Here is a 21,871-nt window from a genome sequence, read left to right on the forward strand (position 1 = left end):
ATCAGGCCGCCTTCCCGGGCTTGAGCACGACCTTGGTCCACCCGTCGTCCCGATCGTCGAAGTGCTCGTAGGCGTCGGGTGCCTGGTCGAGCGGCAGCTCGTGACTGACGATGAACGACGGCGTCGCCTTGCCGGCCGCGATCAGGTCCCGGAGCTGGCGGTTGTACTTCTTGACGGGTGCCTGTCCGGTGCCCATGGTCTGCCCCTTGAACCAGTGCAGCCCGATGTCGAACGCGACCTGCCCCTGCTTCGCAAGGTCGTCGGCACCGCCGGGGTCCTGCGGCACGAACACGCCCACGGTCCCGATGCGTCCGGTGAACCGCACCGACCGGACCAGCCGGTTGAGCGTCAGGTTCGGCTGCTCGTCCCCGCTGGGTTCGTGCGCCTGGTAGCCCACGCACTCGCACCCGTTGTCCGCGCCGAGTCCCATCGTCTGCTCGAGGACGGCCTCGACTGGATCGACCTTCGAGTCGTCGATGGCGATCGCGCCGATGGACTCCGCCAACCGGAGGCGATCGGGGTGCCGGTCCACGACCATGACCTTGCTCGCACCCTTGATGGTGGCGGACAGCGCGGCCATGAGACCGACGGGACCGGCACCGAAGACGACCGTCTGGTCACCCGGCTTCACCCCCGCCATCTCGGTCGCGTGGTACCCGGTCGGGAAGATGTCCGCGAGCATCACGTAGTCCGAGGACCGCTCCTCGGCGTCCTCGCCCAGACGGAGGCAGTTGAAGTCGCCCCACGGGACCCGCAGCAGTTCGGCCTGGCCGCCGGCCCACGGCCCCATGTCGGCGAACCCGTAGGCGGCGCCGGCCCACTCCGGCACGGGCTGTGCCGTGAGGCAGTAGTTGGTGAGCCCACGTTCGCAGTTCTTGCAGTGCCCGCAGGCGACGTTGAACGGCAGGACCACGTGGTCGCCGACCGCGATCTTGTCGACACCGTCGCCGACCTCGATCACCTCGCCCATGTTCTCGTGCCCGAACCACCGCCCGGTCTCGAAGCTCGTGCGCCCCTCGTACATGTGCAGGTCGGATCCGCAGATGTTGGTCGTCGTGATGCGGACCAGCACGTCGGTCGCGCGCTCGATGCGTGCATCCGGGACGTCCTGCACCGTGACCGACCGCGGCCCCTCGTAGACGACTGCTCTCATGGTGTCTTCCCTCCGTGTGTGCTCTGACTCGAACGGGACGCGGGCCGGGTCGACCACGCGACACGGACCATGGGACGTCGCTCGGCGACCGTGCACCATCGGCAGACATGCCCATGCGTCCTCCTGCCCGTGGGCGCACCAGGACGGTCCGAGCGTGGTATGCCGTGAAGCAACGGTTCCGGACGTTCCATGTACTTCCTGCCCTCCATGGTCCTGAGGTGGTCGAGTCCTGTGAGACGCACTGCTGCGCTTCAGTTCGCCGAGATCGCGGCGCGCCCCGGCCCTGTCCACGAGCGGGCCCAGGCACTGCTCGACGAGCTGCACCACCACATCCCCTTCGACGGCGCGTGGATGGCACTTGCCCAACGGGGTGGGACCCGGTACAGGTCGGTCGCGAGCACCGACCTGGATGCGTCGAGCGTCCGCTACTTGAGCGGTCCCCAGATGGCACGTGACATCGAGATGACCGGAGCCGATCGCGAGCGGCCTCCCACCAGCCTGTCGGACGTGCCCTACTCGCCGAACGACCTGCAGACGTGGGCCGAGTGCCTCCTCCCTGCGGGCTTCCACGAAGCGCTGTCCGTCGCCCTGTTCGAGGACGGCGGCCGACACGTGGGCTTCGTGACGGTGCTGTTCCGGAGCGGAGCCCCACCGTCGCAGGCGCTCCGCCGACGACTCGCTCGGTTCGTGCCGAAGCTCGCGTCGGGCATCGACCCGGTCCGCTCCCTCGCGGGGACGGCGACCTTCGTGGCCGGCGCAGGCGCAGGCGTGGTCCTCCTCCCCGACCACGGAGTCGCCCGACTCCCGGGCCTGTCCGAGGACGACCTCCTCGGCACCGACTCGGCGTTGATCGACGCCGCCCGGGATGTCATCAGCGAGGGCCAGGCCTACGCCTGCTTCCTGTGGCCGCGGGGAAGCCGGCAGTCGCCCGAGGACTACGTGCGAGTGACGGTACTGGCCTGCGAGAGGGACCTCAGCGCGGTGGCCTGCGGGGTCGTCGTACTCTCCCCCGCCCCGCGACTGCGCGGCCTGACGCCGCGCGAGCTCGAGGTCCTGGGCCACGTGATCGAGGGGTGCTCCAACCTCGAGATCGCCCGGGCGCTGAGGATCGCTCCCCGCACGGTGGCTGCGCACATCGAGCACATCCTGCTCAAGCTGGACGCCACATCGCGCACGCTCGCGGCCGTCCGTGCCGAGCGCGCTGGCCTCTACGTCCCCCTTTCGCGAACCGGCCTCGGGTGAGCCGACCTACCGCGACCCCGAAGCGATGCACCCCGACGAAAACCCGACGATCAGGAAGGAAGTGCCATGTCCCACCTGTCAACGAAAGCCGCCGTCGGCGTCGGCGTCGGTCTCGCGATCGCGGCGATCACCACGCTGCTCGGCGTCCCCGACCTGTCCCCCCTGCTCGGCTGGGCGACCGCCGCGGCGGTGTTCCTCGTCTGGGCATGGTCCAAGGCATGGCCAGCTGATCCCCAGCGGACCCGTGAGCTTGCTCGCCACGAGGACCGATCACGGAAGCTGGTCGACTCGCTCATCATCGTCGCCGCCCTCCTCAGCCTGGTACTGGTCGTCTTCGCGCTCATCCGCAGTCAACAGAAGGACCCGGTGGGATCCGCGGCCGCCATCCTCGCGGTCCTCGGGGTCGTCGCAGCATGGGCGCTCATCAACACCGTCTACGCCTTCAAGTACGCGCGGATGTACTACATCGACGACCGCCACCGCTTCGACTTCGATCAGGACGAGGACCCGTCCTACAGCGACTTCGCCTACACGGCCTTCTCGATCGGGATGGCGTACAGCGCGAGCAACATCACCCAGTCGTCCACCCCGTCGCGTCGCGTCGCCATGGGGCACGCTCTGTTGTCCTACTTCTTCGGCACGTTCGTGGTCGCGGTCGCGATCAACCTGGTCACCGGCCTCACCCAGGGAGGGTGAAGGCCCCGTCCGGCCCCGGCCGTGACCGCGACGTCATCGACGACAGCGTCGCGTGCGACCGGTCGTCCTCGTCTCGTCACCGACCTCGTGTCCGGACTCGTCGGCCTGGTGGCGGACACCGAGCACGTCGGGACGCGGCCCGGCCGACCCGCCCGTCAGCGCCGCCGCACCCCCAGCGCCACCACGGCGACGAGGTTCACCACGCTCCCCACCAGGAACCCCGTCGTACCGCCAGCGACCCCCGCGACCGGCCCGAGCACCGCCATCAGCACGGCGCCGACGACGAACCCGGCGACCGAGGCAAGAGCGACCTGCCGTGACCGCCCAGCAGCGAGCAGCAACGCCGCCGGTACGAGCCCGACGGTGAACACCCACACCGCGACCATGAGGTACCGCAGGTCGGCGACGGCCGCAGCACCCTCGGCGGGGTAGACGATCGGCAGGAACCACCCGGCGAGCAGCGCGACCAGGCCGAACACGACGGCGGAGGCAGCGGTGAACCCGACGACGAGCAGCAGCGCCCCGCGTGACCGCAACGATGCGCCGTCGGTCCGGTGTGCGAACGCGGGCACGAGCACCTGCCCCAACGCCTGCCCGAGCATCGACGCCGGCGTCGCCAGGGTGAACGCGGCTGCGTAGACACCAGCGTCGTGCGCCGACGAGCTCACCTGCGCGGAGATCATCGTGAGCTGGAGCAACCCGTTCGAGGTCACCACCGCCAGCACGTTCCACGCCGCGAACCCGAGCACCCCGGCGGTGGGTTCGCGCGAAGCAGCAGCGAAGCCGTTCCCCCGCGGCCAGCACGCGATCGCGAACACCGTGTAGCCGATGGCCAGGGGCAGCAGCACGAACGGCTCGAGCCGCGCGACGCACGCCAACACGAGCAACCCGAGCGCCAGCACGCTCGTCACCGAGTCCCACAGTGCGACCCGCGGTGCGCGGTCGTAGCCGAGCTGTGCTCCGCGGGCGTAACAGTAGAGGCCGTAGCCGACGACGACCGCGGCACCGCCGAGCACCATCCCGGGGCCGTTGCCCCAGGCCAGCGCGACCGGCACGGTCACTGCCGCGAGCACCACGCTCGACACCAGCATGGACACCCCGAGCAGCCGGTTCACCGCGGCATCGGAGCGCCGACCCCGCAGCGCGATCGCCAGGAAGCGGGAGGCAGTGTTGCCCGCGGCGTTCGGCCAGAGCAGGGCGACGAACACTGACAGCGACAGCAGCGCCGTGGTCTGCCCGAGGGTCTCGGTGCCGAACACCCGACCGACGACGACGGTCACGAGCAGCTTCGCGACGCCCTGCACCCCGATGCCGACCGTGGCGAGCACGGCCGACGACGCCACTGAAGACGACGCTGCCGCAGCAGGGGAACCAGCTGAAGACCCAACAGGAGAACCGGGCACGGCAGGAGGACGAGACCCGCTCACCGCGCCAACGCCCGTTCCACCCAGCCGCGCCGGTGCGCGCGCACCCCGAGCGTCACCGCCCGGACCCCGATGTACCCGAGGGCGAACGCCGCCCAGAGCCCCGCGAGCGTCCCACCGGCCCACCAGAGCAGCGGCAGGTACACGACGAGGTTCACGCCTCCGGCGACGGCCAGGTACCGCGCGTCGCCGGCACCGATCAGCACCCCGTCGAGCACGAAGACGTACCCGGCGACGGGCATCCCGACGGCGATGAGCACCAGCACGACGGGCAGGGCGTCCCGCACCGCCTGCGAGTCCGAGAACACCGGCCCGAGCAGCCCGCTCACGGCCAGGGTCAGCACCCCGAGCAGCACGCCTCCGGCGATCCCGAGCAGCACGAGTCGTCGCGTCACGAGTCGGACCCGCTCCGGGTCCCGCGCCCCGAGTCCGTGCCCGACGAGCGCCTGTCCGGCGATCGCGAGGGCGTCGAGTGCGAAGGCCAGGGTGGAGAACACGGTCAGCCCGACCTGCGTCGTGGCGAGTCCCGTGGTCCCGAGACCGGCCGCCGTGCCGACGGTCGCGAGCATCGCGATCCGCAGCGACGCAGTCCGCAGGAACAGCCAGGCGCCGGACCGGAGTGCCCGGGCGACGCCGGAGGCACCGGGGCGCAGCGGTGCACCTGCCGCCCGGGCGGCCCGCACCGCAATCCGAACGTAGACGAGCGCCATCGCCCACTGCACGATGACGGTGCCGGCGGCGGACCCCTCGACGCCCCAGCCCGCGCCGTAGATGAGGACGGCGTTGAGCAGCCCGTTGGCGACGAACCCGATGGTGGCGACGACGAGCGGCGTCCTCGTGTCCTGCAGCCCGCGCAACAGTCCGGTCGAGGCGGTCACGACCAGGATCCCGGGCAGCCCGATCAGCGAGACGGTCAGGTACGCGGTCGCCGCAGCCGACACCTCGGCCGGGGCCCCGAACAGGTCGACGAGCGGTCCGGCGAGCGGCCAACCGACGAGCGCCAGCACCACCCCCAGCACGAGCGCGAGCCACATCCCGTCGATGCCCGCGTGCACGGCGCCGCGACGGTCACCACCGCCGAGCGCCCGCGCCACGGCTGGGGTCGTCGAGTAGGCCAGGAACACCAGCAGTCCGGTCACGGTCGACAGCACGGCACTCGCGAGCCCGACGGCCGCCAGCGGTGTCGCCCCGAGGTGCCCCACGAGGGCGGTGTCCGTGAGCAGGAAGAGCGGCTCGACCACGAGCGCACCGAGTGCCGGCACCGCGAGGCGGACGATGTCCCGGTCGACCGCACGCCGCTCAGCGGTCACTGCTGGTCGCGTCGGTCGGTGCACCGACCCATTCTGTCGGCGATGCCGACCCGTCGTGACCGGAGCGGGGCCGCCCTCGGTGCTCGCGGGCCCCGTAGCGGACGGCTGCGTCTCCTCGAGATACTCGGGCATGCTCGAGTTGGTGCGACCAGACATCGCGTACGCCGCGGCCTGGTCCGAGGCACACCGGGAGTGGGGCCCCGGCCTCCACGAGGACGGCTTCGGCATCACGCCGGACGACGACGTCGACGACGAGGACGGCTTCCGCGCCTGGGTCGAGCGGCTGCACGCCCGGTCCGGCGCGCACTGGTGGATCGTCGGGGACGGGCGCGTACTCGGCGGCATCGCGCTGCGCTCGCCGGAGGACCCGAGCGTGCCGCAGAGGGGCCACGTCGGCTACGGGATCCGCCCGTCCGCCCGTGGCCGTGGCGTGGCGACGTGGGCACTGGGGCAGGTGCTCGTGCAGGCGTCGCGGATCGGCATCGACCCGGTGCTGGCCGTCTGCCGCGACGACAACAGCGGCTCGACCGCGACACTGGAGCGCCACGGCGCGGTCCTCGTCTCGACCGAGCTCCGTGGGCCCGTGCGGCTGCGGCACTACGCGATCGCGACGCACCGGTAGCAGGGACAGTGCGCGCTGTCAGGCTGCGTCAGCAGCGGCGGTGGACGCACGGCGGGACGGACGGGAGGCGCGTGGCGGCGCCGCCACGCGCCTCCCGTCCGGTGGTCCCACGTCAGGCCGGTCGCGTGCTCCGGCCGACCACCCGCGTCAGTCGGCGCGCGGCTCGGCGGGCACACCGCCGGTGGCGGCGTGGGCCGGGTCCGAGGCGGCCGGGGGCGCTTCGTCCGTGCCGCGTGCACGGCCGACCAGGTCCATCAGGTGGTAGACCACGATCGCGGCGACGGTGCCGAGGATGATCCCGCCGAAGCTCGCCTCGCCGAACGAGAACGTGAAGTCGGCGATGCCGATGATGAGCGCGATGCCGGCCGTCAGCTGGTTCTTCGGCTTCGCGAAGTCGACGCGGTTCTCGACCCAGATCCGGATGCCGATGACGCCGATCAGCCCGTAGAGGGCGGTGGTCGCACCGCCGAGCACGCCCGCGGGGACGGAGGAGATGACGGCACCGATCTTCGGGGAGAGCCCGAGCAGGACGGCGACGATCGCCGCGACCCAGTACGCGGCCGTCGAGAACACCCGGGTGGCAGCCATGACGCCGATGTTCTCGCCGTAGGTCGTGGTCGCCGAACCGCCGCCGACGCCGGCGAGCACGGTCGAGATGCCGTCCGCGAAGAGGGCCCGGCCGGTGAGGGGCGTGAGGTCGCGGCCGGTCAGCTGCCCGACGCCCTTGACGTGTCCGACGTTCTCGGCGACGAGCGCGAGGACGACCGGCACGAACGCCAGGTAGATCGGGAGCTGGGCGGGGTCGAACGACGGTGCGGTGAAGGTCGGCAGCCCGATCCACGCCGCCTCGTGGAAGGCGTCGAAGGAGACCTCACCGCCGATCAGGGCGGCGACGTAGCCCACGACGACGCCGATGACGATGGACAGACGTCCGATGAGGCCCTTGAACAGGACGGTGACCAGGATGATCGACGCGAGGGTGATCAGGGCGACGACCGGGGCCTTCGTGAAGTTGTCGCGGGCGGCCGGGGCCAGGTTGAAGCCGATGAGCGCCACGATCGCGCCGGAGACCACCGGCGGCATGAGCCGGTCGATCCAGCCGGCCCCGGCCAGGTGGACGACGAGGCCGACGATCGCGAGCAGCGCGCCGACGACGATGATGCCGGACAGGGCGAGCGGGATGCCGCCGATCTTCGTCGCGGCACCGATCGGCGCGATGAAGGCGAACGACGACCCGAGGTAGCTCGGCAGCCGGTTGCCGGTGATGAGCAGGAACAGGATCGTGCCGATGCCGCTGAACAGCAGCGTGGTCGACGGTGGGAAGCCGGTGAGGAGCGGCACGAGGAAGGTCGCGCCGAACATCGCCACGACGTGCTGCACGCCGAGGCCGATCGTCCGGCCCCACCCGAGGCGCTCGTCCGGCGCCACGATCGTCGTCGCCGAGACGGTCCTGCCGTCCCCGTGCAGCTTCCACGGAAGTCCCATGCGACGACCGTACCGGCACCGTCACCCCCGTGACGGCGACCGACCTGCTCGATCAGGGTCGCGGTGGCTATCGTGGACCGCATGACCGACGTCGCAAGCACCTCCGGGACCGACAGTGCCTCGGGAATCCGCACCGACGAGCTGGACGCCGCGGTCCGCCCGCAGGACGACCTCTACCGCCACGTGAACGGCTCGTGGATCGACGCGACGCCGATCCCCGACGACAAGGCACGGTACGGCTCGTTCACGGTGCTGGCCGAGGCCGCCGAACTCGCCGTGCGCGACATCATCGAGCGCTCGCAGCAGGCTGCGCCGGGCACCGAGGACCGCAAGGTCGGGGACCTCTTCACCTCCTTCACCGACGAGGAACGGCTCGAGGCCCTCGGCACCGCGCCGATCGAGCCGCTCCTGGCCGAGATCGCCGCCCTCGAGTCCGTCGACGACGTCGTCCGGATGGTCGGGCGCTTCGAGCGTCTCGGTCTGCCGAGCTTCCTGCAGCTCTTCGTCGACAACGACCCGGGCGACCCGGAGTCCTACGTCGTCTTCCTCGAGCAGTCCGGCCTCGGGCTGCCCGACGAGTCGTACTACCGCGAGGAGCGGTTCGCCGACATCCGCACGAAGTACCGCGAGTTCGTCGCGGCGATGTTCCCGCTCGCCGGGTTCGCCGACGGCGGGCAGCGCACCGACAACGTCATCGCCCTCGAGACCGCCCTCGCCGCGCGGCACTGGGACAACGTCACGACCCGCGACAGCCAGAAGACCTACAACAAGCTCCCGTGGGCCGAGGTCGCCGCGCTCGCGCCAGAGATCCACCTGCAGCACTGGTGGGAGGCGATCGACGCGCCCGCCGGAGCCTTCGACACCGTCGTCGTCCGCGAGCCGTCCTTCGTCACCGGCCTCGCCGAGCTGCTGCACGGCGAGCCCCTCGAGATGTGGAAGGACTGGCTGCGCTGGCAGGTCGTCCGCGGGTCGGCGGCGTACCTGACGAGCACGTTCTCGGCGACGAACTTCTCGTTCTACGGCACCGCCCTCACCGGTGCTCCGAAGCAGCGCGAGCGCTGGAAGCGCGGCGTCTCCCTGGTCGAGGGCGCGATGGGCGAGGCCGTCGGCCGCATCTACGTGCAGGAGCACTTCGACGAGACCTCGAAGGCGACGATGGACGACCTCGTCGCGAACCTGGTGGAGGCGTACCGGCAGAGCATCACGGCCCTCGACTGGATGACCGACGAGACCCGTGCGCGTGCCCTCGACAAGCTCGACAAGTTCACGCCGAAGATCGGGTACCCGGTGAAGTGGCGCGACTACTCGGCCCTGCCGGTGTCGGCCGACGACCTCGTGGGCAACGTCCGCGCCGTCGCGGCCTTCCAGGTCGACCGCGAGCTCGGCAAGATCGGCAAGCCGATCGACCGCGACGAGTGGTTCATGACGCCGCAGACCATCAACGCGTACTACAACCCGGGTTTCAACGAGATCGTGTTCCCGGCGGCGATCCTGCAGTTCCCGTTCTTCGAGGCCGACCGTGACGCCGCTGCGAACTACGGCGCCATCGGTGCGGTCATCGGCCACGAGATCGGCCACGGCTTCGACGACCAGGGCTCGCAGTACGACGGCGACGGACGCCTCGAGAACTGGTGGACCGAGGCGGACCGTGCCGCGTTCGAGGAGCGCACGAAGGCCCTCATCGCGCAGTACGACGCGCTCGTGCCCACCGAGGTGCCGGACGGCCACGTCAACGGCGCGCTGACGATCGGCGAGAACATCGGCGACCTCGGCGGCCTCTCGATCGCGTGGAAGGCGTACCTCCTGTCGCTCGACGGTCAGGAACCGCCGGTGGTCGACGGCATGAGCGGCGCCGAGCGGTTCTTCCTCAGCTGGGCGCAGGCCTGGCGGATGGCGATCCGTCCGGAAGAGGCCGCGCGTCTGCTGAGCATCGACCCGCACTCCCCGAACGAGTTCCGGTGCAACCAGGTCGTCCGCAACATCGACGTCTGGTACGACACCTTCGGCGTGACCGAGGGGGACGCGATGCACCTCGACCCCGCCGAGCGCGTCGCGATCTGGTGATGACCGAGCCGGACGCGGCTCCGTCGTCGGAGCCGGGAGCGGCTCGACGGTCGCGTCGACGACAGCACGTCGGCGGGGCCGACGGTCGCGCCCACGGTCGCCACCGCGGCGGCGCCGACGAACGCTTCGCGTCCACCCTGGAGGCGCTGGGGACGATCGCACGGGACGGCGCGTCCGTCAGCGCCTCCGTCATCGACACGTCGACCGGCAAGGCCCTGCTCGCCGTCGACGACACCCTGGTGCAGCCGGTGGCCAGTCTCGGGCGGGTGCTGCTGCTCGTCGAGGTCGCGGCACGGCTCGAGGACGGCGGCCTGCACGGCGACCGGCTGCAACGGATGGCGCGGGACACCGCGACCGGCGCCGGCCTGTGGCAGTTCCTGCAGGAGCCGACCATGCAGGTGCCGGACCTCGCCACGCTGGTCGGGGCGAACGCCGACGCGTGGGCCATGAATGCCCTGCTCTCCACCGTCGGGATCGACGCGGTCCGCGAGCGTGCGGAGTCGCTGGGCATCGAGCGCACGGCGCTGATCGACCGGGTCCGGGACCGCCGGGGGCCGGACGACGCCCCGGACGCCTCCGTCGCACCGACCGGCGAGCTCAGCTGGCTGATGCGTGGCCTGGCGCTCGGCGAGGTCGTCGACGAGGCGGTGTCGAACCGGGTCCTCGGCTGGCTCTCGCTCGCGAGCGACCTCAGCCTCGTCGCGGGGTCGTTCGGGCTCGACCCGCTCGCGCACCGGGCGCTCGACCACGGGCTGCAGGCGGTCTCGGTGACGGGGTCGAACACGGGTGTCCGGGCCGAGGCGGGGATCCTCCGCGGCCCGGGCTCCTCCGTGAGCTACGCGGTGACCGTGACCTTCGACGACGCGTCACTGCAGCGACGGCTCGCGGTCGTCGAGGCGCTGCGGACGATGGGCACCGAGGTGCTCGAGGCCGTGCACGTGCCGGCGAAGCGCTGACCTCAGCCCGTCGTCCGGGGGCCGATGAGCGAGCCCACCCACGCGTCGAAGCGCGCGCGGAGCACCCGCGCGTCGATCTCGGGCCGTCCGATCCCGGCGTAGTTCGGCGCCCACGTCTCGACGTACGTGTCCGCCCGGGCGGCGGCGACCACGTCCCAGGCGTGCACGTCGAGCACCCGGCGCCCGAGCGCGCCCTCGTAGGACGTGAGGAACCGGTCGGCCGCCTCGGGGGACCCGAGCAGGACGAGGTCCTGCCGGCACCAGGCGAGGTCGACCCCGCGCGGCGCCGACCGTGCGCCCGACCAGTCGACGACCCCGGCCAACCGGTCGCCCTCCCAGACGGTGTTGCCGCTCCAGTAGTCGCCGTGCGTCAGCACGCGGTCGAGGTCGGCCTCGCGCCACGCCTCCTGCGCGCTCGCGGCCAGTCGCCCGGCCCGGAGCGTCGGTTCGCGCACGTCGTCGGGCAGGCCGCTCGGGTCGAGCCGGTGGACCGCGGCGAGGGCGACCCCGAGCTGCTCGCCGATCACGACCGGGTCGAGGGTCGGCGACGGCGGGCCACCCGGGACGGCCTCGGTGACGATGACGCCGTGCCCGTCGAGGTCGCCGTGTGCCAGCGCCGCCGGAGCCAGGCGTCCGAGGGGGCCGAGCCGTGCGAGCACGGCCAGCTCGCGCGCGACCGCGTCGTCGGCGCGCGGGAACACCCGCACCACGACGCGAACCGCGCCGTCGTCGGCCAGCAGGGTACGGGCGTGCTGTCCGCCGGTGAGTTCGCACACCAGCGCGAGCGGCCGTCCGAGCAGGCGTGCGGCGGCGGCGACGACGTCCGGGACGGTGGGCTGGGACACGGCGACGAGCGTACTGTCACGGCGCATGAGCAAGTACCTGATCTCGTTCGACGAGGGGACGATGGTGTTCCCGATGGCCGAGCTGCCCGCCGTGGCGGAGGCCTCGCACGCCGTCGTCCGCGAAGCCCGTGAAGCGGGTGTGTGGGTGTTCGGCGGTGGGCTGCTCGAGGCCTCCGGCGGTGCGCTGGTCGATCCCGACGGTGCGGTCCGCGACCCTGCCACCCGACCCGGCAAGGACACCTTCCTCGGGGGTTTCAGCATCGTCGACGTGCCGAACCGCGACGATGCCCTCCACTGGGCGGCGAAGATCGCGGCGTCGTGCCGGTGCACCCAGGAGGTCCGCGAGCTGATGGACGACCCCGACTCCTGACCGGCCCGGGCAGCGCGCTCTGCGCCGATCCGGCGCGTTCCGACCCCGTGCCGCGCCTCAGCGCAGCAGCACGAACGACCGCAACGGTGCCGGTGCCACGTCGTGCACCTCGGTGAACCCGCGCGACTCGTAGAACGCCCGTTGCCCCGGCTCGGCGTCGGTCGTGAGCACGGTCTGCCGGACACCCGCGTGGTGGGCGAGGACGGCGTCCAGGAGCGCGCCGCCGACCCCGGCGCGCTGGTGTGCGGGCCGGACGAGCAGGTCCTGCACGTACGCGATCGTGACCCCGTCGGAAACGGTCCGCACCAGGCCGACGAGGGAGCCGTCGTCCGCGCGGGCCGTCAGGACGAGGTACGAACCGGCGATCGCAGCCTCCAGGGCACGGGGGTCGGCCGTGTACGCGGTCCACCCGACGGCGTCGTACAGCTCGACCAGTTCGTCCCGCTCCGGCCGTCGCTCCGTGATCGTCGTCATGCCGCCATCGTCGCAGGTGCGGGCCGCCCCCGGCTCGGGCGCGGGCCGCGTCACGTGCAGCACGTCCACGCCGGTGGAGCGGTGTGCGGCGCCGGCCACCACTCCCACCGGCCCGGGGTACGGGACTCGGGCAGCGCCCAGCCGTCGCGAGCACACTCCGGAGCACGCGCGCGAGCGCCCGAGCAACGGAGGTCGACATGGCAGGCAAGCACGAACAGGCACGCGGCGACGAGGGCCGGTCGGACGGCGTCGAGCCCCGCGCCGGTGCCTTCACCGACAGCGAGATCCCCGGTGAGACGCCCGTGGTGTCGAACGAGCCCGCGGGGGAGTTCGTCTCGAGCGACATCCCGGGCGAGGTCCGCCCCGAGGGCGGCAGCGAGGACGACGGCGAGTACGTCGACTCCGACATCCCCGGCGAGGCCGAGCCCACGTCGGACGGCGAGGTCGGGCACTACACCGACAAGGACCAGCTGTAGGACGACAATCGAACCAGGGTTCCGACGTCGAACCGCCCGGGTCGGTCGGTTCGACGTCGGAACCCTGGTTCGATTGCGCTGCGCGGCGGCGGACCGACGGGTCAGTCGATGAGCTCCGCCGCCACCAGGCGGCGGAGCGTCTCCACGCCCGCCGGCGGGCACCGGTCGGCGTCGGCGGAGGTGACCCACTCGACCTCGTCCACCTCGGCGGAGGCGACCGGCGTGGCGGAGTCGAGCGCGCCTCCCGGCCGGACCAGGAACAGCGCCATCGCGACCATCGTCCCGGGCGCCTGCCCGTGGGCGGGCTCCGTGACGGTGCCGAAGGCGGAGACGTCGTCGGTGGTCAGCCGGAGACCGGTCTCCTCGTGGGCCTCGCGGATCGCGGCCTCGACGTCGGTCTCGTGCGGTTCCGCCTTGCCGCCGGGCAGGTAGAGGACGTCACGCGCCCGCGCGCGCACCATGAGGACGCGTCGGTCGCGCACCAGCAGCAGCGCGCTGACGCGCAGGGTCACCGGGTCGGCGGACGGGAGGCTCAGCTCGCGTCCGCCTCGTCGGCGCGGTCCGTGCGGGGACGCTCGGGCGCGGTGCGCTCCGCCAGCGGCACGACGGGTGCGGGCAGCTCCGCCTCGGGTTCAGGTCGGACGCCGAAGATCGCGTCGAGGGCGCCGACGAACTCCTCGCCGCGACCGGCCCGGCCGAGTTCGCGTGCGCGGACGGACGGACGGTGGAGCAGGACGCCGACGAGGTGCCGGAGTGCGCGTTCGGTCTGCTCGACGGACTCGCCGTCGGCGTCACCGCGGCGCTTCGCCCGGTCGATCTCGTCGTCGAGGATGTCGAAGACGTGCTTGCGGAACGCCACGAGCGCCGGCGTCGTGGACTGCTCGAGCGCCTGGGCCCGGAAGCGTGACACGGCGTCGTCGACCATGGCCCGCGCCTCGGACTCGGCGTTGAGCTCGGAGACGGGCGCGTGGATGCTGATCGTCTCGAGGTCGAGGAGCTCGACGCCGTCGACGTGGGCGGCGTCCGGGTCGACGTTCCGGGGGAGGCCGAGGTCGATGACGATGCGTCGGACGCCGTCGTCGAGGTCGGCGGGCTCCACGACGGGGACCTCGCTGGACGTGCAGGTGATGACGACGTCGCTCGTGCCGATGGCCTGGCGCAGGTCGCGGGCGGCGACGAGGTCGTGCTTGGCGGCGAACCACGGGGCGCGGCCCGAGGGCGAGAACACCTGGATGTGCGCGGCGCCGCGGTCGCGGAGCGCGGCGATCGTGGTGGCCGCGTAGCTGCCGGTGCCGACGAGCAGCACGCGGGTCTGCGCCCAGTCGGTGATGCGCGACGAGGCCAGTTCGAGACCGAGGCGGACGAGCGAGCGACCGGCGGCACCGATGCGCGTGCGGGTCTTGACGCCGCGGGAGGTGTGGGCCGCCTCTTGGAAGAGGCGTTCGAGCTCGGAGGTGGTGGTGCCGTTCGACCGGGCGTCCTCGAGCGACCGACGGACCTGGCCGGAGATCTCGGTCTCGCCGACGACGACGGACTCGAGACCGCTGGACACGGCGAAGAGGTGCTGCACCAGGTCCTCGCCGCCGAGCACCTGGACGGAGTCGAGGACCTCGGCGGGGTCGAGGTCACTGGCGGCGGCGACGGCACCGACGGTTGCCGAGACGGCGGAGTCGCGGTCGTCGCCCGCGATGTCGAGGTAGGCCTCGAAGCGGTTGCACGTGGCGAGGACGACGGCCCCGTCCAGCACGTCGGAGTCCGTCACGAGACGGCTCGCGGCGGTCGGTGCGCCGATGCTCAGTCGCTCCAGGAGGTCGAAGCTGGCGTTGCGGTGCGACGCCGTGAGACAGATGAGCACGTCTTCCATGGTAACTCGCATCACCGACGTCTCCCGTCCGCATCGTGCGTGCTCGGGATACGCCCCGTTCGCCGATGGGAGAATCGTCCGGTGACCGACGCACCGACCGCCGCCCTGCCCGCCTCGCACCCGCTCGTCTCGGGGCGGACCGCGGGCTCGCCGCTCGTCCGTGCCCTCCGGGGGGACCGCCCGGAGACGCTGCCGGTGTGGTTCATGCGCCAGGCCGGCCGGTCCCTGCCCGAGTACCGCGAGCTCCGCGTCGGCACGGCCATGCTCGACGCCTGCCTGGACCCGGCGATGGCCTCGGAGATCACGCTGCAGCCGGTCCGGCGGCACGGCGTCGACGCGGGCATCTTCTTCAGCGACATCGTCGTGCCGATCAAGCTCGCCGGGGTCGACGTCGAGATCGTCCCCGGCCGCGGCCCGGTGCTCGGCTCCCCGATCCGGTCCGCGGCGGACGTCGACGCCCTCGAGGCCCTCGACCCGGCTGCGCTCGCCCCCATCACCGAGGCCGTCTCCCGGACGGTCGAGCAGCTCGGCAGCACCCCGCTCATCGGGTTCGCCGGCGCCCCGTTCACCCTCGCCGCGTACCTGGTCGAGGGCGGTCCGTCGAAGGACCACATCCGCGCCCGTACGCTGATGCACGCCGACCCGGAGACGTGGTCGCGCCTGCTCGGCTGGGCGGCCGAGGTGTCCGGAGCCTTCCTCCGCGCCCAGGTGCTCGCCGGCGCCTCCGCCGTGCAGCTGTTCGACTCGTGGGTGGGATCGCTCTCGCGGGCGGACTACGTGCAGTCCGTGGCGCCGCACTCGGCGGCGGCGCTCGCCCACGTGGCTGACCTCGACGTGCCGCGCATCCACTTCGGTGTCGGCAGCGGCGAGGTGCTGCGCGACATGACGACCTTCGGGACCGACACGGTCGGCGTCGACGCCGTCGGTGTGGACTGGCGCCTGCCCCTGGACGAGGCCGTCCAGCGCGTCGGCACCGGCGTCACCGTGCAGGGCAACATCGACCCGGCGATGCTCTCCGCGCCGTGGGCGGTCCTCGAGGCCCACGTGCGCGACGTCGTCCGCCGCGGTGGCGCCGCGCGCGCCCACGTCGTGAACCTCGGCCACGGTGTCCCGCCGGAGACCGACCCCGCGGTGCTCACCCGGATCGTCGAGCTGCTCCACGGACTGGGCGACGGCACGGACGGGGCGACCGGAGGCGCAGCGTGACCGACGTCGTCGTGGTCGGCGGCGGGGTCGCCGGTCTCGTCGCGGCACGGGACCTGGCGAAGGGCGGCGCGCACGTCGTCCTCCTCGAGGGATCGGGCGTGCTCGGCGGGATGGTCCGTCGGCACACCGTCGCGGGCCTCGACCTCGACATGGCGGCCGACTCGTTCGCGACCCGCAACGACGCCGTCGGCCGCCTGGCGATCGAACTCGGGCTCGGCAACGAGGTCACCACGCCGGACCCGCGCGGCGCGTGGCTGATGACCCGGACGGGCGGCGTGCACCCGATCCCGCAGACCGGCCTGCTCGGCATCCCCGGCAGCCCGATGGCCGCGGACGTGATCGCGGTGGTGGGACAGCAGGCCGCGCTGCGGGCGCAGATGGACTCCCTGCTGCCGTCGCTGGTGGGCTCGAAGGCGTCCTCGCTCGGCGAGCTGGTGCGCAAGCGCATGGGCGACCGGGTCCTCGACGACCTGGTGGTGCCGATCGTCGCCGGCGTGCACTCCACCCACCCCGACCACCTCGACCCGGACCGCGTGGCACCGGGGCTGCGCGCGGCACTCCTCCGCGAGGGGTCGCTCGCGCGGGCGGTCCTGGCCCAGCGTGCCCGGGCGACGGCGGGCTCCGCGGTGCAGGGCATCCGCGGGGGCATCGTCCGGCTCGTGGACGAGCTCGTCGCCGACATGGAGACCTACCGTGTCGACGTCCGACTGCACACCCGGGCGACGGCGATCGAGCAGCACGCGGTCGAGGTCGTCACGGCGGACGGCGGGACCGAACGCCTCGCCGCCGAGCACGTCCTGTCCTCGACGCCCGACCCGACCCGCACCACGGCTGCGGCCCGCACGGGCATCGAGCTCGTGACGCTCGTGGTCGACCAGCCCGAGCTCGACGCCGCTCCCCGCGGGACCGGCATGCTCGTGCACCCCGACGCCCAGGGCGTCGCGGCGAAGGCGGTCACGCACGCGACGGTGAAGTGGCCGTGGCTCGCCGAGGCGGCGGCCGGTCGGCACGTCCTGCGGCTCAGCTACGCGACGGGCTCGACGGATCCGGACGCCGCCGCGGAGGTCGCGACGAGCCGCCCGGTCGACCCGACGGACCCGACCGGCGTCCGCGCCACCCGGGACGCCTCGGCCCTGCTCGGCGTCCCCGTCGAGCCGTCCGCGGTCGTCGGGGCGGCCAGCGTCCGGTGGCACGGGCCGGACACGACGGCGGCCGGTCTGGCCGAGGGCGTCGTGGGCATCGGCGAGGCCTCGTCAGGGCGCGGTCTGGCGGGCATCGTCGCGGCCGCCCGGACCGCCGCTGAGCGCATCCTGGTTTCCTGAGCGGACCGCACCCCTCCGGAGGGCTACTGTTGCAGGAACGCCGGACGTATTCCGTTCGGCGCATGACCACGCACACTGACCCAACGGAGGATTCGCACATGCGAGGCAAGCTCCTGTTCGTCGCCGGCGCAGCACTCGGGTACGTCCTGGGATCGCGAGCCGGACGGGCGCGGTACGAGCAGATCAAGACCGTCAGCGGCAAGATCTGGAACAGCAACGGCGTGCAGAAGTCGGTCCACGTGGCCGAGGACTTCATCGCCGACAAGACCCCGGACGTCGCCGACTTCGTCGGTGAGCAGACCAAGAAGGTCGTCCGCAAGGTCGGGCAGAAGAAGGACAACGCATCCTCATGACGGACACCCGCGACCGCAAGTCGCGTTCGCTGTTCGGCCTGGTCGGTGACGTCCCCAAGCTCGTCAAGGAGCTGGTGACGGGTGAGCTGAACCTGCTCAAGGCCGAGATGCTGACGAAGGCGAAGATCTTCGGCCTCGCCGCGGGTCTGCTCGTGGGCGCGCTCGTCATCGTGCTGTACGCCATCGGTGTGCTGCTGACCGCTGCCGTGATGGGCCTGGCCACGGTGATGCCCGCGTGGCTCGCCGCGATCCTGCTCGCCGTGCTGATGCTGATCGTCGCCGCGGTCCTCGGCCTGCTCGGCTGGAAGCGCCTGAAGAAGGGGCTCCCGATCACGCCGAAGCGCACGATCGACAGCGTGAAGAACGACGTCAACGCGGTGAAGGGCCTCGGCAAGAAGCCGACCCCGCCGACGCAGTACGGCTCGCGCCGCCCCGACGTCGACGGCCGCTTCTAGTCGCCGAGCCCGTCCCCGCACGGTGCCGCACCCCATCACTCCCGGAGGAACCACGTGACCGATCAGCACGACGCCCTGGCCGACCGCGTCGCCGCGACCCGCGCCCAGCTGTTCGACACCCTCGACGCGATCGAGGACAAGCTCAACGTGCCGAAGCAGATCGGCATCGCGGCGTCGAAGGTCAAGCGTGGGATCGACGCGAACCCGGTGCCCTACCTGGCCGGGCTCGCAGCGGGAGTGGCGGTGGTCGGGGGTATCGTCGTGACGGTGCTCCGACGGCGGTAGACCGCCCGATCGGTGGTCGCCGGTGAGGAGTGCGAGCTCCCTCGGCAGAGGGGGCAGAAGCCTTTCCCCTGGCAACCGATAGGACAATGGATTCCATGAGCTCCACCGTGCCGTCGCCCGTCCACGAGACGGACCCGTCCTCGGGCATCGACCCGAACCTGCTGACCGCCTACGCACTCTGGGCGGTCTTCCGTCGCCCGCTCGGACCCGTCCACCGCGTCGGCCACGACGCCGTCGCCGAGCTCGACGCGGTCGTCGCCGCGGCAGCTGAGCGCGGCGTCACGATCCGCGGTTTCTACGACGTCTCCGGTTTCCGCGCCGACGCCGACGTCATGGTCTGGCTGCACGGGGACGACGCACAGGCCATCCAGGCGGTGCTGCGCGAGGTCCGCCGGACGGGCCTCTTCCAGGACGCCGAGCCGGTGTGGCACGCGATGGCCATGCACCGCGAGGCCGAGTTCAACAAGCGGCACACCCCCGCGTTCCTGCGCGGCAAGGACCCCGAGGCGTGGATCACGGTCTACCCGTTCGTCCGCTCCTACGAGTGGTACCTCCTGCCCGAGGAAGAGCGCAGCACGATGCTCCGCGACCACGGCATCGCCGGCGCGAAGTACCGCCGCGTGCTGACCAACACGATCGCGACGTTCGCCCTGAGCGACTACGAGTGGATCCTGCCGCTCGAGAGCCCGGACCTGGTCGACCTCGTCGACCTGATGCGCGACCTGCGGTACACCGAGGCGCGCATGCACGTGCGCGAAGAGGTCCCCTTCTTCACCGGTCGTCGCGTGACGACCGCCGAACTCCCGGAGGTGCTGTCGTGACCGACACCAGCCAGAACGACCGACGCGCGACCGACGCCAGCCCGGCGGCCGCGGGCATCACGAACGGCCAGCCCGTCCTCGCCGCCACCCCCGCTGCCGCGTCCGGCCCCGAGCACGTCGAGGTCCCGACCGCGTACGACGCGATCCTCCTCGCCGGCTTCGGCGGTCCCGAGGGCCAGGACGACGTCATCCCCTTCCTCCGCAACGTCACGCGTGGTCGCGGCATCCCGGACGAGCGCCTCGAAGAGGTCGCGCACCACTACCGGCACTTCGGCGGCGTGAGCCCGATCAACGCGCAGAACCGCGCGCTGAAGGCGGCGCTCGAGGCCGAACTGGCGTCGCGCGGCATCGACATGCCGGTGCTCTGGGGCAACCGCAACTGGGAGCCCTACCTCGAAGAAGCCTTCACCGAGGCGGCGGACAAGGGCTACGGCAAGCTCATCGCTATCGCCACGAGCGCCTACTCGTCGTTCTCCAGCTGCCGCCAGTACCGCGAGGACTACGCCCGCGTCCTCACCGAGACCGGGCTCATCGACACGATCCAGATCGACAAGATCCGGCAGTTCTTCGACCACCCCGGCTTCGTCCGTCCGTTCGTCGACGGCGTCCGCGACGGCATGGCCCGCGCGATCGCCGAGAACGACGGGCTCGACGTCGCGACCGAGCTGCACGTGCTGTTCTCGACGCACTCGATCCCCTCGACCGACGCCGCGAAGTCGGGTCCGGACTACCGCGGGTTCGACGAGCACGGCGCCTACGAGGCGCAGCACCTCGCCGTCGCGCAGGTCGTCCTCGACCAGGCGTGGGCCGAGCTCCTCGAGCAGCCGGAGCACGCGCACCTGCAGGGCACCGCGAAGCCGGCGTGGAAGCTCGTCTACCAGTCGCGGTCGGGCCCCCCGTCGCAGCCGTGGCTCGAGCCCGACATCAACGACTACCTGAACGAGGACCTCAAGGGCGGGCCGACCCGTGCCGTGCTGATCGTCCCCCTCGGGTTCGTCAGCGACCACATGGAGGTCATGTGGGACCTCGACGAAGAGGCCACCGAGACCGCGGGTGAGCTCGGCTTCTGGTCCCTGCGCACGCAGACCCCCGGGGTCGACCCGGCCTACGTCGCCGGGCTCGTCGACCTCGTCCTCGAGCGCGTGAACGGCGTGCCGACGGCCGAGCGCCCCCACCTCACCGACATCGGCCCCTGGTACGACGTCTGCCGTCCGGGGTGCTGCGAGAACGTGCGCGCCGGGTTCAAGCCGGCCGCGGCCGGCGTGGCACCGTGACCGACGGTCCGGGCACCGCGGGCCCCGCGCCCATCCGGCTCGGCACGCGTGCGAGCCGGCTCGCGGTCGCGCAGTCGCAGGACGTCGCGGACCGACTCGCCAAGGCCGCCGGACGGCCGGTCGAGCTCGTCACGGTGACGAGCGAGGGCGACACGAACCGTGCCTCGCTCGCGAGCCTCGGCGGGACCGGCGTCTTCGCCAGTGCCCTGCGCGAGGCCCTCGTCGCCGGCGAGGTCGACGTCCTCGTGCACTCCCTCAAGGACCTGCCGACCGCGCCGTACCCGGGCCTCACCATCGCAGCGGTGCCGAAGCGCGCCGACGCCCGGGACGTCCTCGTCGCCCGGAACGGCGCGACGGTCGAGACGCTGCCCGAGGGCGCGAAGGTCGGCACGGGTTCGCCCCGCCGCGTCGCACAGCTCAAGGCGAAGCGGCCCGACCTCGACGTCGTCGACATCCGCGGCAACATCGACACCCGGCTCGGTCGGGTGGACGACGACCTCGACGCCGTCGTGCTCGCCGCCGCGGGGCTCGGACGGATCGGTCGGCTCGACGCCGCGACGGAGCTCCTCGACCTCGGCTTCTGGCCGAGTGCGCCGGGGCAGGGTGCGCTCGCGGTCGAGACGCGCTCGGACGAGTCCGACCGGAGCCTCCTCGCCGCCCTGCGGAAGATCGAGCACGCGCCGACGCGCTTGACGGTCGCCGCCGAGCGCGAGGTCCTCGCCAAGCTCGAGGCCGGCTGCTCCGCACCCATCGGTGCGACCGCGATCGTCGACGCCGAGATGCTCCTGGTATCCGCGACGGTCTACCGCCCGGACGGCTCCGAGTACCGCACCGCCTCGCACGCCGCCGTCCTCGACGGCTCCGCCCAGGACCGCCTCGACGAGGCGCTCGAAGTGGGCGGCCGCGTCGCCGCCGAGCTCCTCGAGAACGGCGCCGCCGACCTCGCCGACCTCTCGTCGGTCGCCGACGACACCACGGACGGCCCGTACACCGCCGGTCCCGGTCTCGCGACCCCGGCCGGCTAGGAGCGATCGCCACGCACCCCGACACCCGCAGCGCGGACGAGGGACGACCCCCGGTCGTCCTCGTCCCGCGCGGCGGTGCGTGGGGCGAGCGGGTCGCCGCAGCGGCCCGTGACCGCGGTCTCGACCCGGTGGTCGTCCCGCTCATCGCA

General features: G+C 72.3%; 23 protein-coding genes. 15 read left to right on the forward strand and 8 right to left on the reverse strand.

The genetic code is table 11. The features are described 5' to 3' along the window. Position 1 precedes the first annotated feature (1 nt). The gene (locus AAEP86_RS04330; RefSeq protein WP_420369308.1) at positions 2-1,153 is read right to left on the reverse strand and encodes a glutathione-independent formaldehyde dehydrogenase; all 1,152 of its coding nucleotides are present in this window, start codon (positions 1,151-1,153) and stop codon (positions 2-4) included. Positions 1,154-1,597: 444 nt separating this feature from the next. On the opposite strand from AAEP86_RS04330, the gene AAEP86_RS04335 reads away from it, so the two are divergent. Both AAEP86_RS04335 and AAEP86_RS04340 read left to right on the forward strand, forming a co-directional pair. After that, complete coding sequence (locus tag AAEP86_RS04335) at positions 1,598-2,395, forward strand: response regulator transcription factor (RefSeq protein ID WP_420369309.1); 798 nt, start codon at positions 1,598-1,600, stop codon at positions 2,393-2,395. Positions 2,396-2,461: 66 nt separating this feature from the next. Then, a complete protein-coding gene (locus tag AAEP86_RS04340; RefSeq protein ID WP_420369310.1) occupies positions 2,462-3,091 on the forward strand; it encodes a DUF1345 domain-containing protein in 630 nt (209 codons plus the stop codon). Between the two features lie 155 nt (positions 3,092-3,246). Here AAEP86_RS04340 and AAEP86_RS04345 read toward each other — a convergent pair whose 3' ends face one another. Then, entirely contained in the window at positions 3,247-4,434 is a 1,188-nt protein-coding gene (locus AAEP86_RS04345; protein ID WP_420369311.1) for a lipopolysaccharide biosynthesis protein, read from the reverse strand. Between the two features lie 80 nt (positions 4,435-4,514). Next, positions 4,515-5,825, reverse strand: a complete 1,311-nt coding sequence (locus tag AAEP86_RS04350) for an MATE family efflux transporter (protein ID WP_420369312.1) — start codon at positions 5,823-5,825, stop codon at positions 4,515-4,517. Positions 5,826-5,967: 142 nt separating this feature from the next. Here AAEP86_RS04350 and AAEP86_RS04355 point away from each other — a divergent pair, with 142 nt between their 5' ends. Further along, positions 5,968-6,447 carry a GNAT family N-acetyltransferase gene (locus tag AAEP86_RS04355; RefSeq protein ID WP_420369313.1) on the forward strand — a complete coding sequence of 160 codons (480 nt, stop codon included), beginning with the start codon at positions 5,968-5,970 and terminating at the stop codon, positions 6,445-6,447. A gap of 147 nt (positions 6,448-6,594) precedes the next feature. Here the strand turns inward: AAEP86_RS04355 and AAEP86_RS04360 are convergent, their stop codons facing one another. Continuing rightward, a complete protein-coding gene (locus tag AAEP86_RS04360; RefSeq protein ID WP_420369314.1) occupies positions 6,595-7,932 on the reverse strand; it encodes a uracil-xanthine permease family protein in 1,338 nt (445 codons plus the stop codon). Between the two features lie 81 nt (positions 7,933-8,013). On the opposite strand from AAEP86_RS04360, the gene AAEP86_RS04365 reads away from it, so the two are divergent. Together AAEP86_RS04365 and AAEP86_RS04370 are read left to right on the forward strand one after the other, a co-directional pair. Next, a complete protein-coding gene (locus AAEP86_RS04365) occupies positions 8,014-9,996 on the forward strand; it encodes a M13 family metallopeptidase (RefSeq protein WP_420369315.1) in 1,983 nt (660 codons plus the stop codon). Further along, positions 9,996-10,952, forward strand: a complete 957-nt coding sequence (locus AAEP86_RS04370) for a serine hydrolase (protein WP_420369316.1) — start codon at positions 9,996-9,998, stop codon at positions 10,950-10,952. The genes AAEP86_RS04365 and AAEP86_RS04370 overlap by 1 nt, the downstream gene beginning before the upstream one ends. A gap of 2 nt (positions 10,953-10,954) precedes the next feature. Here AAEP86_RS04370 and AAEP86_RS04375 read toward each other — a convergent pair whose 3' ends face one another. Next, entirely contained in the window at positions 10,955-11,797 is an 843-nt protein-coding gene (locus AAEP86_RS04375) for a phosphotransferase (RefSeq protein WP_420369317.1), read from the reverse strand. A 25-nt stretch (positions 11,798-11,822) separates the two neighbouring features. Between AAEP86_RS04375 and AAEP86_RS04380 the strand changes: the two genes are divergently transcribed. Then, positions 11,823-12,167, forward strand: a complete 345-nt coding sequence (locus tag AAEP86_RS04380) for a YciI family protein (protein WP_420369318.1) — start codon at positions 11,823-11,825, stop codon at positions 12,165-12,167. A gap of 57 nt (positions 12,168-12,224) precedes the next feature. Here the strand turns inward: AAEP86_RS04380 and AAEP86_RS04385 are convergent, their stop codons facing one another. Beyond that, complete coding sequence (locus tag AAEP86_RS04385; RefSeq protein WP_420369319.1) at positions 12,225-12,641, reverse strand: GNAT family N-acetyltransferase; 417 nt, start codon at positions 12,639-12,641, stop codon at positions 12,225-12,227. Positions 12,642-12,838: 197 nt separating this feature from the next. Between AAEP86_RS04385 and AAEP86_RS04390 the strand changes: the two genes are divergently transcribed. Continuing rightward, positions 12,839-13,117: a hypothetical protein gene (locus AAEP86_RS04390; protein WP_420369320.1), complete on the forward strand. Its 279-nt coding sequence runs from the start codon at positions 12,839-12,841 to the stop codon at positions 13,115-13,117. A gap of 101 nt (positions 13,118-13,218) precedes the next feature. On the opposite strand, the gene AAEP86_RS04395 is transcribed toward AAEP86_RS04390, so the two are convergent. Both AAEP86_RS04395 and AAEP86_RS04400 read right to left on the reverse strand, forming a co-directional pair. After that, on the reverse strand, positions 13,219-13,629 hold the full coding sequence (locus tag AAEP86_RS04395; RefSeq protein WP_420369321.1) for an NUDIX hydrolase: 411 nt from the start codon (positions 13,627-13,629) through the stop codon (positions 13,219-13,221). A 20-nt stretch (positions 13,630-13,649) separates the two neighbouring features. Then, positions 13,650-14,972, reverse strand: a complete 1,323-nt coding sequence (locus AAEP86_RS04400) for a glutamyl-tRNA reductase (RefSeq protein WP_420369322.1) — start codon at positions 14,970-14,972, stop codon at positions 13,650-13,652. 90 nt (positions 14,973-15,062) lie between these two features. Here AAEP86_RS04400 and hemE point away from each other — a divergent pair, with 90 nt between their 5' ends. From hemE to hemC, 8 genes are all read left to right on the forward strand, one after another. Further along, positions 15,063-16,187: a uroporphyrinogen decarboxylase gene (gene hemE / locus AAEP86_RS04405; protein ID WP_420369323.1), complete on the forward strand. Its 1,125-nt coding sequence runs from the start codon at positions 15,063-15,065 to the stop codon at positions 16,185-16,187. After that, positions 16,184-17,509, forward strand: coding sequence for a protoporphyrinogen/coproporphyrinogen oxidase (locus tag AAEP86_RS04410; RefSeq protein WP_420369324.1), 1,326 nt, complete (start codon positions 16,184-16,186; stop codon positions 17,507-17,509). Before hemE ends, AAEP86_RS04410 begins: the two co-directional genes overlap by 4 nt. 98 nt (positions 17,510-17,607) lie before the next feature. Next, on the forward strand, positions 17,608-17,862 hold the full coding sequence (locus AAEP86_RS04415; RefSeq protein ID WP_420369325.1) for a hypothetical protein: 255 nt from the start codon (positions 17,608-17,610) through the stop codon (positions 17,860-17,862). Next, the gene (locus AAEP86_RS04420) at positions 17,859-18,317 is read left to right on the forward strand and encodes a phage holin family protein (protein WP_420369326.1); all 459 of its coding nucleotides are present in this window, start codon (positions 17,859-17,861) and stop codon (positions 18,315-18,317) included. Before AAEP86_RS04415 ends, AAEP86_RS04420 begins: the two co-directional genes overlap by 4 nt. Before the next feature lie 54 nt (positions 18,318-18,371). After that, positions 18,372-18,602 (forward strand): DUF3618 domain-containing protein, encoded by a 231-nt coding sequence (locus AAEP86_RS04425; protein ID WP_420369327.1) that lies wholly within the window; start codon positions 18,372-18,374, stop codon positions 18,600-18,602. 95 nt (positions 18,603-18,697) lie between these two features. Further along, positions 18,698-19,423: a hydrogen peroxide-dependent heme synthase gene (hemQ, locus tag AAEP86_RS04430; RefSeq protein ID WP_420369328.1), complete on the forward strand. Its 726-nt coding sequence runs from the start codon at positions 18,698-18,700 to the stop codon at positions 19,421-19,423. 56 nt (positions 19,424-19,479) lie between these two features. After that, the gene (locus AAEP86_RS04435) at positions 19,480-20,697 is read left to right on the forward strand and encodes a ferrochelatase (protein ID WP_420370447.1); all 1,218 of its coding nucleotides are present in this window, start codon (positions 19,480-19,482) and stop codon (positions 20,695-20,697) included. Next, positions 20,694-21,722, forward strand: a complete 1,029-nt coding sequence (gene hemC, locus AAEP86_RS04440) for a hydroxymethylbilane synthase (RefSeq protein WP_420369329.1) — start codon at positions 20,694-20,696, stop codon at positions 21,720-21,722. The genes AAEP86_RS04435 and hemC overlap by 4 nt, the downstream gene beginning before the upstream one ends. The last annotated feature ends 149 nt before the right edge of the window (positions 21,723-21,871 follow it).

The sequence above is a fragment of the Curtobacterium sp. L1-20 genome (assembly GCF_048755855.1).
Lineage (GTDB): Bacteria > Actinomycetota > Actinomycetes > Actinomycetales > Microbacteriaceae > Curtobacterium.

Excerpts from the sequence above, each read along its gene's own strand:
- AAEP86_RS04330 (WP_420369308.1), bottom strand. The coding sequence starts at position 1,153 with ATGAGAGCAGTCGTCTACGAGGGGCCGCGGTCGGTCACGGTGCAGGAC.
- AAEP86_RS04335 (WP_420369309.1), top strand. The coding sequence starts at position 1,598 with ATGGCACGTGACATCGAGATGACCGGAGCCGATCGCGAGCGGCCTCCC.
- AAEP86_RS04340 (WP_420369310.1), top strand. The coding sequence starts at position 2,462 with ATGTCCCACCTGTCAACGAAAGCCGCCGTCGGCGTCGGCGTCGGTCTC.
- AAEP86_RS04360 (WP_420369314.1), bottom strand. The coding sequence starts at position 7,932 with ATGGGACTTCCGTGGAAGCTGCACGGGGACGGCAGGACCGTCTCGGCG.
- AAEP86_RS04365 (WP_420369315.1), top strand. The coding sequence starts at position 8,014 with ATGACCGACGTCGCAAGCACCTCCGGGACCGACAGTGCCTCGGGAATC.
- AAEP86_RS04370 (WP_420369316.1), top strand. The coding sequence starts at position 9,996 with ATGACCGAGCCGGACGCGGCTCCGTCGTCGGAGCCGGGAGCGGCTCGA.
- AAEP86_RS04380 (WP_420369318.1), top strand. The coding sequence starts at position 11,823 with ATGAGCAAGTACCTGATCTCGTTCGACGAGGGGACGATGGTGTTCCCG.
- AAEP86_RS04385 (WP_420369319.1), bottom strand. The coding sequence starts at position 12,641 with ATGACGACGATCACGGAGCGACGGCCGGAGCGGGACGAACTGGTCGAG.
- AAEP86_RS04390 (WP_420369320.1), top strand. The coding sequence starts at position 12,839 with ATGGCAGGCAAGCACGAACAGGCACGCGGCGACGAGGGCCGGTCGGAC.
- AAEP86_RS04415 (WP_420369325.1), top strand. The coding sequence starts at position 17,608 with ATGCGAGGCAAGCTCCTGTTCGTCGCCGGCGCAGCACTCGGGTACGTC.
- AAEP86_RS04420 (WP_420369326.1), top strand. The coding sequence starts at position 17,859 with ATGACGGACACCCGCGACCGCAAGTCGCGTTCGCTGTTCGGCCTGGTC.
- hemQ (WP_420369328.1), top strand. The coding sequence starts at position 18,698 with ATGAGCTCCACCGTGCCGTCGCCCGTCCACGAGACGGACCCGTCCTCG.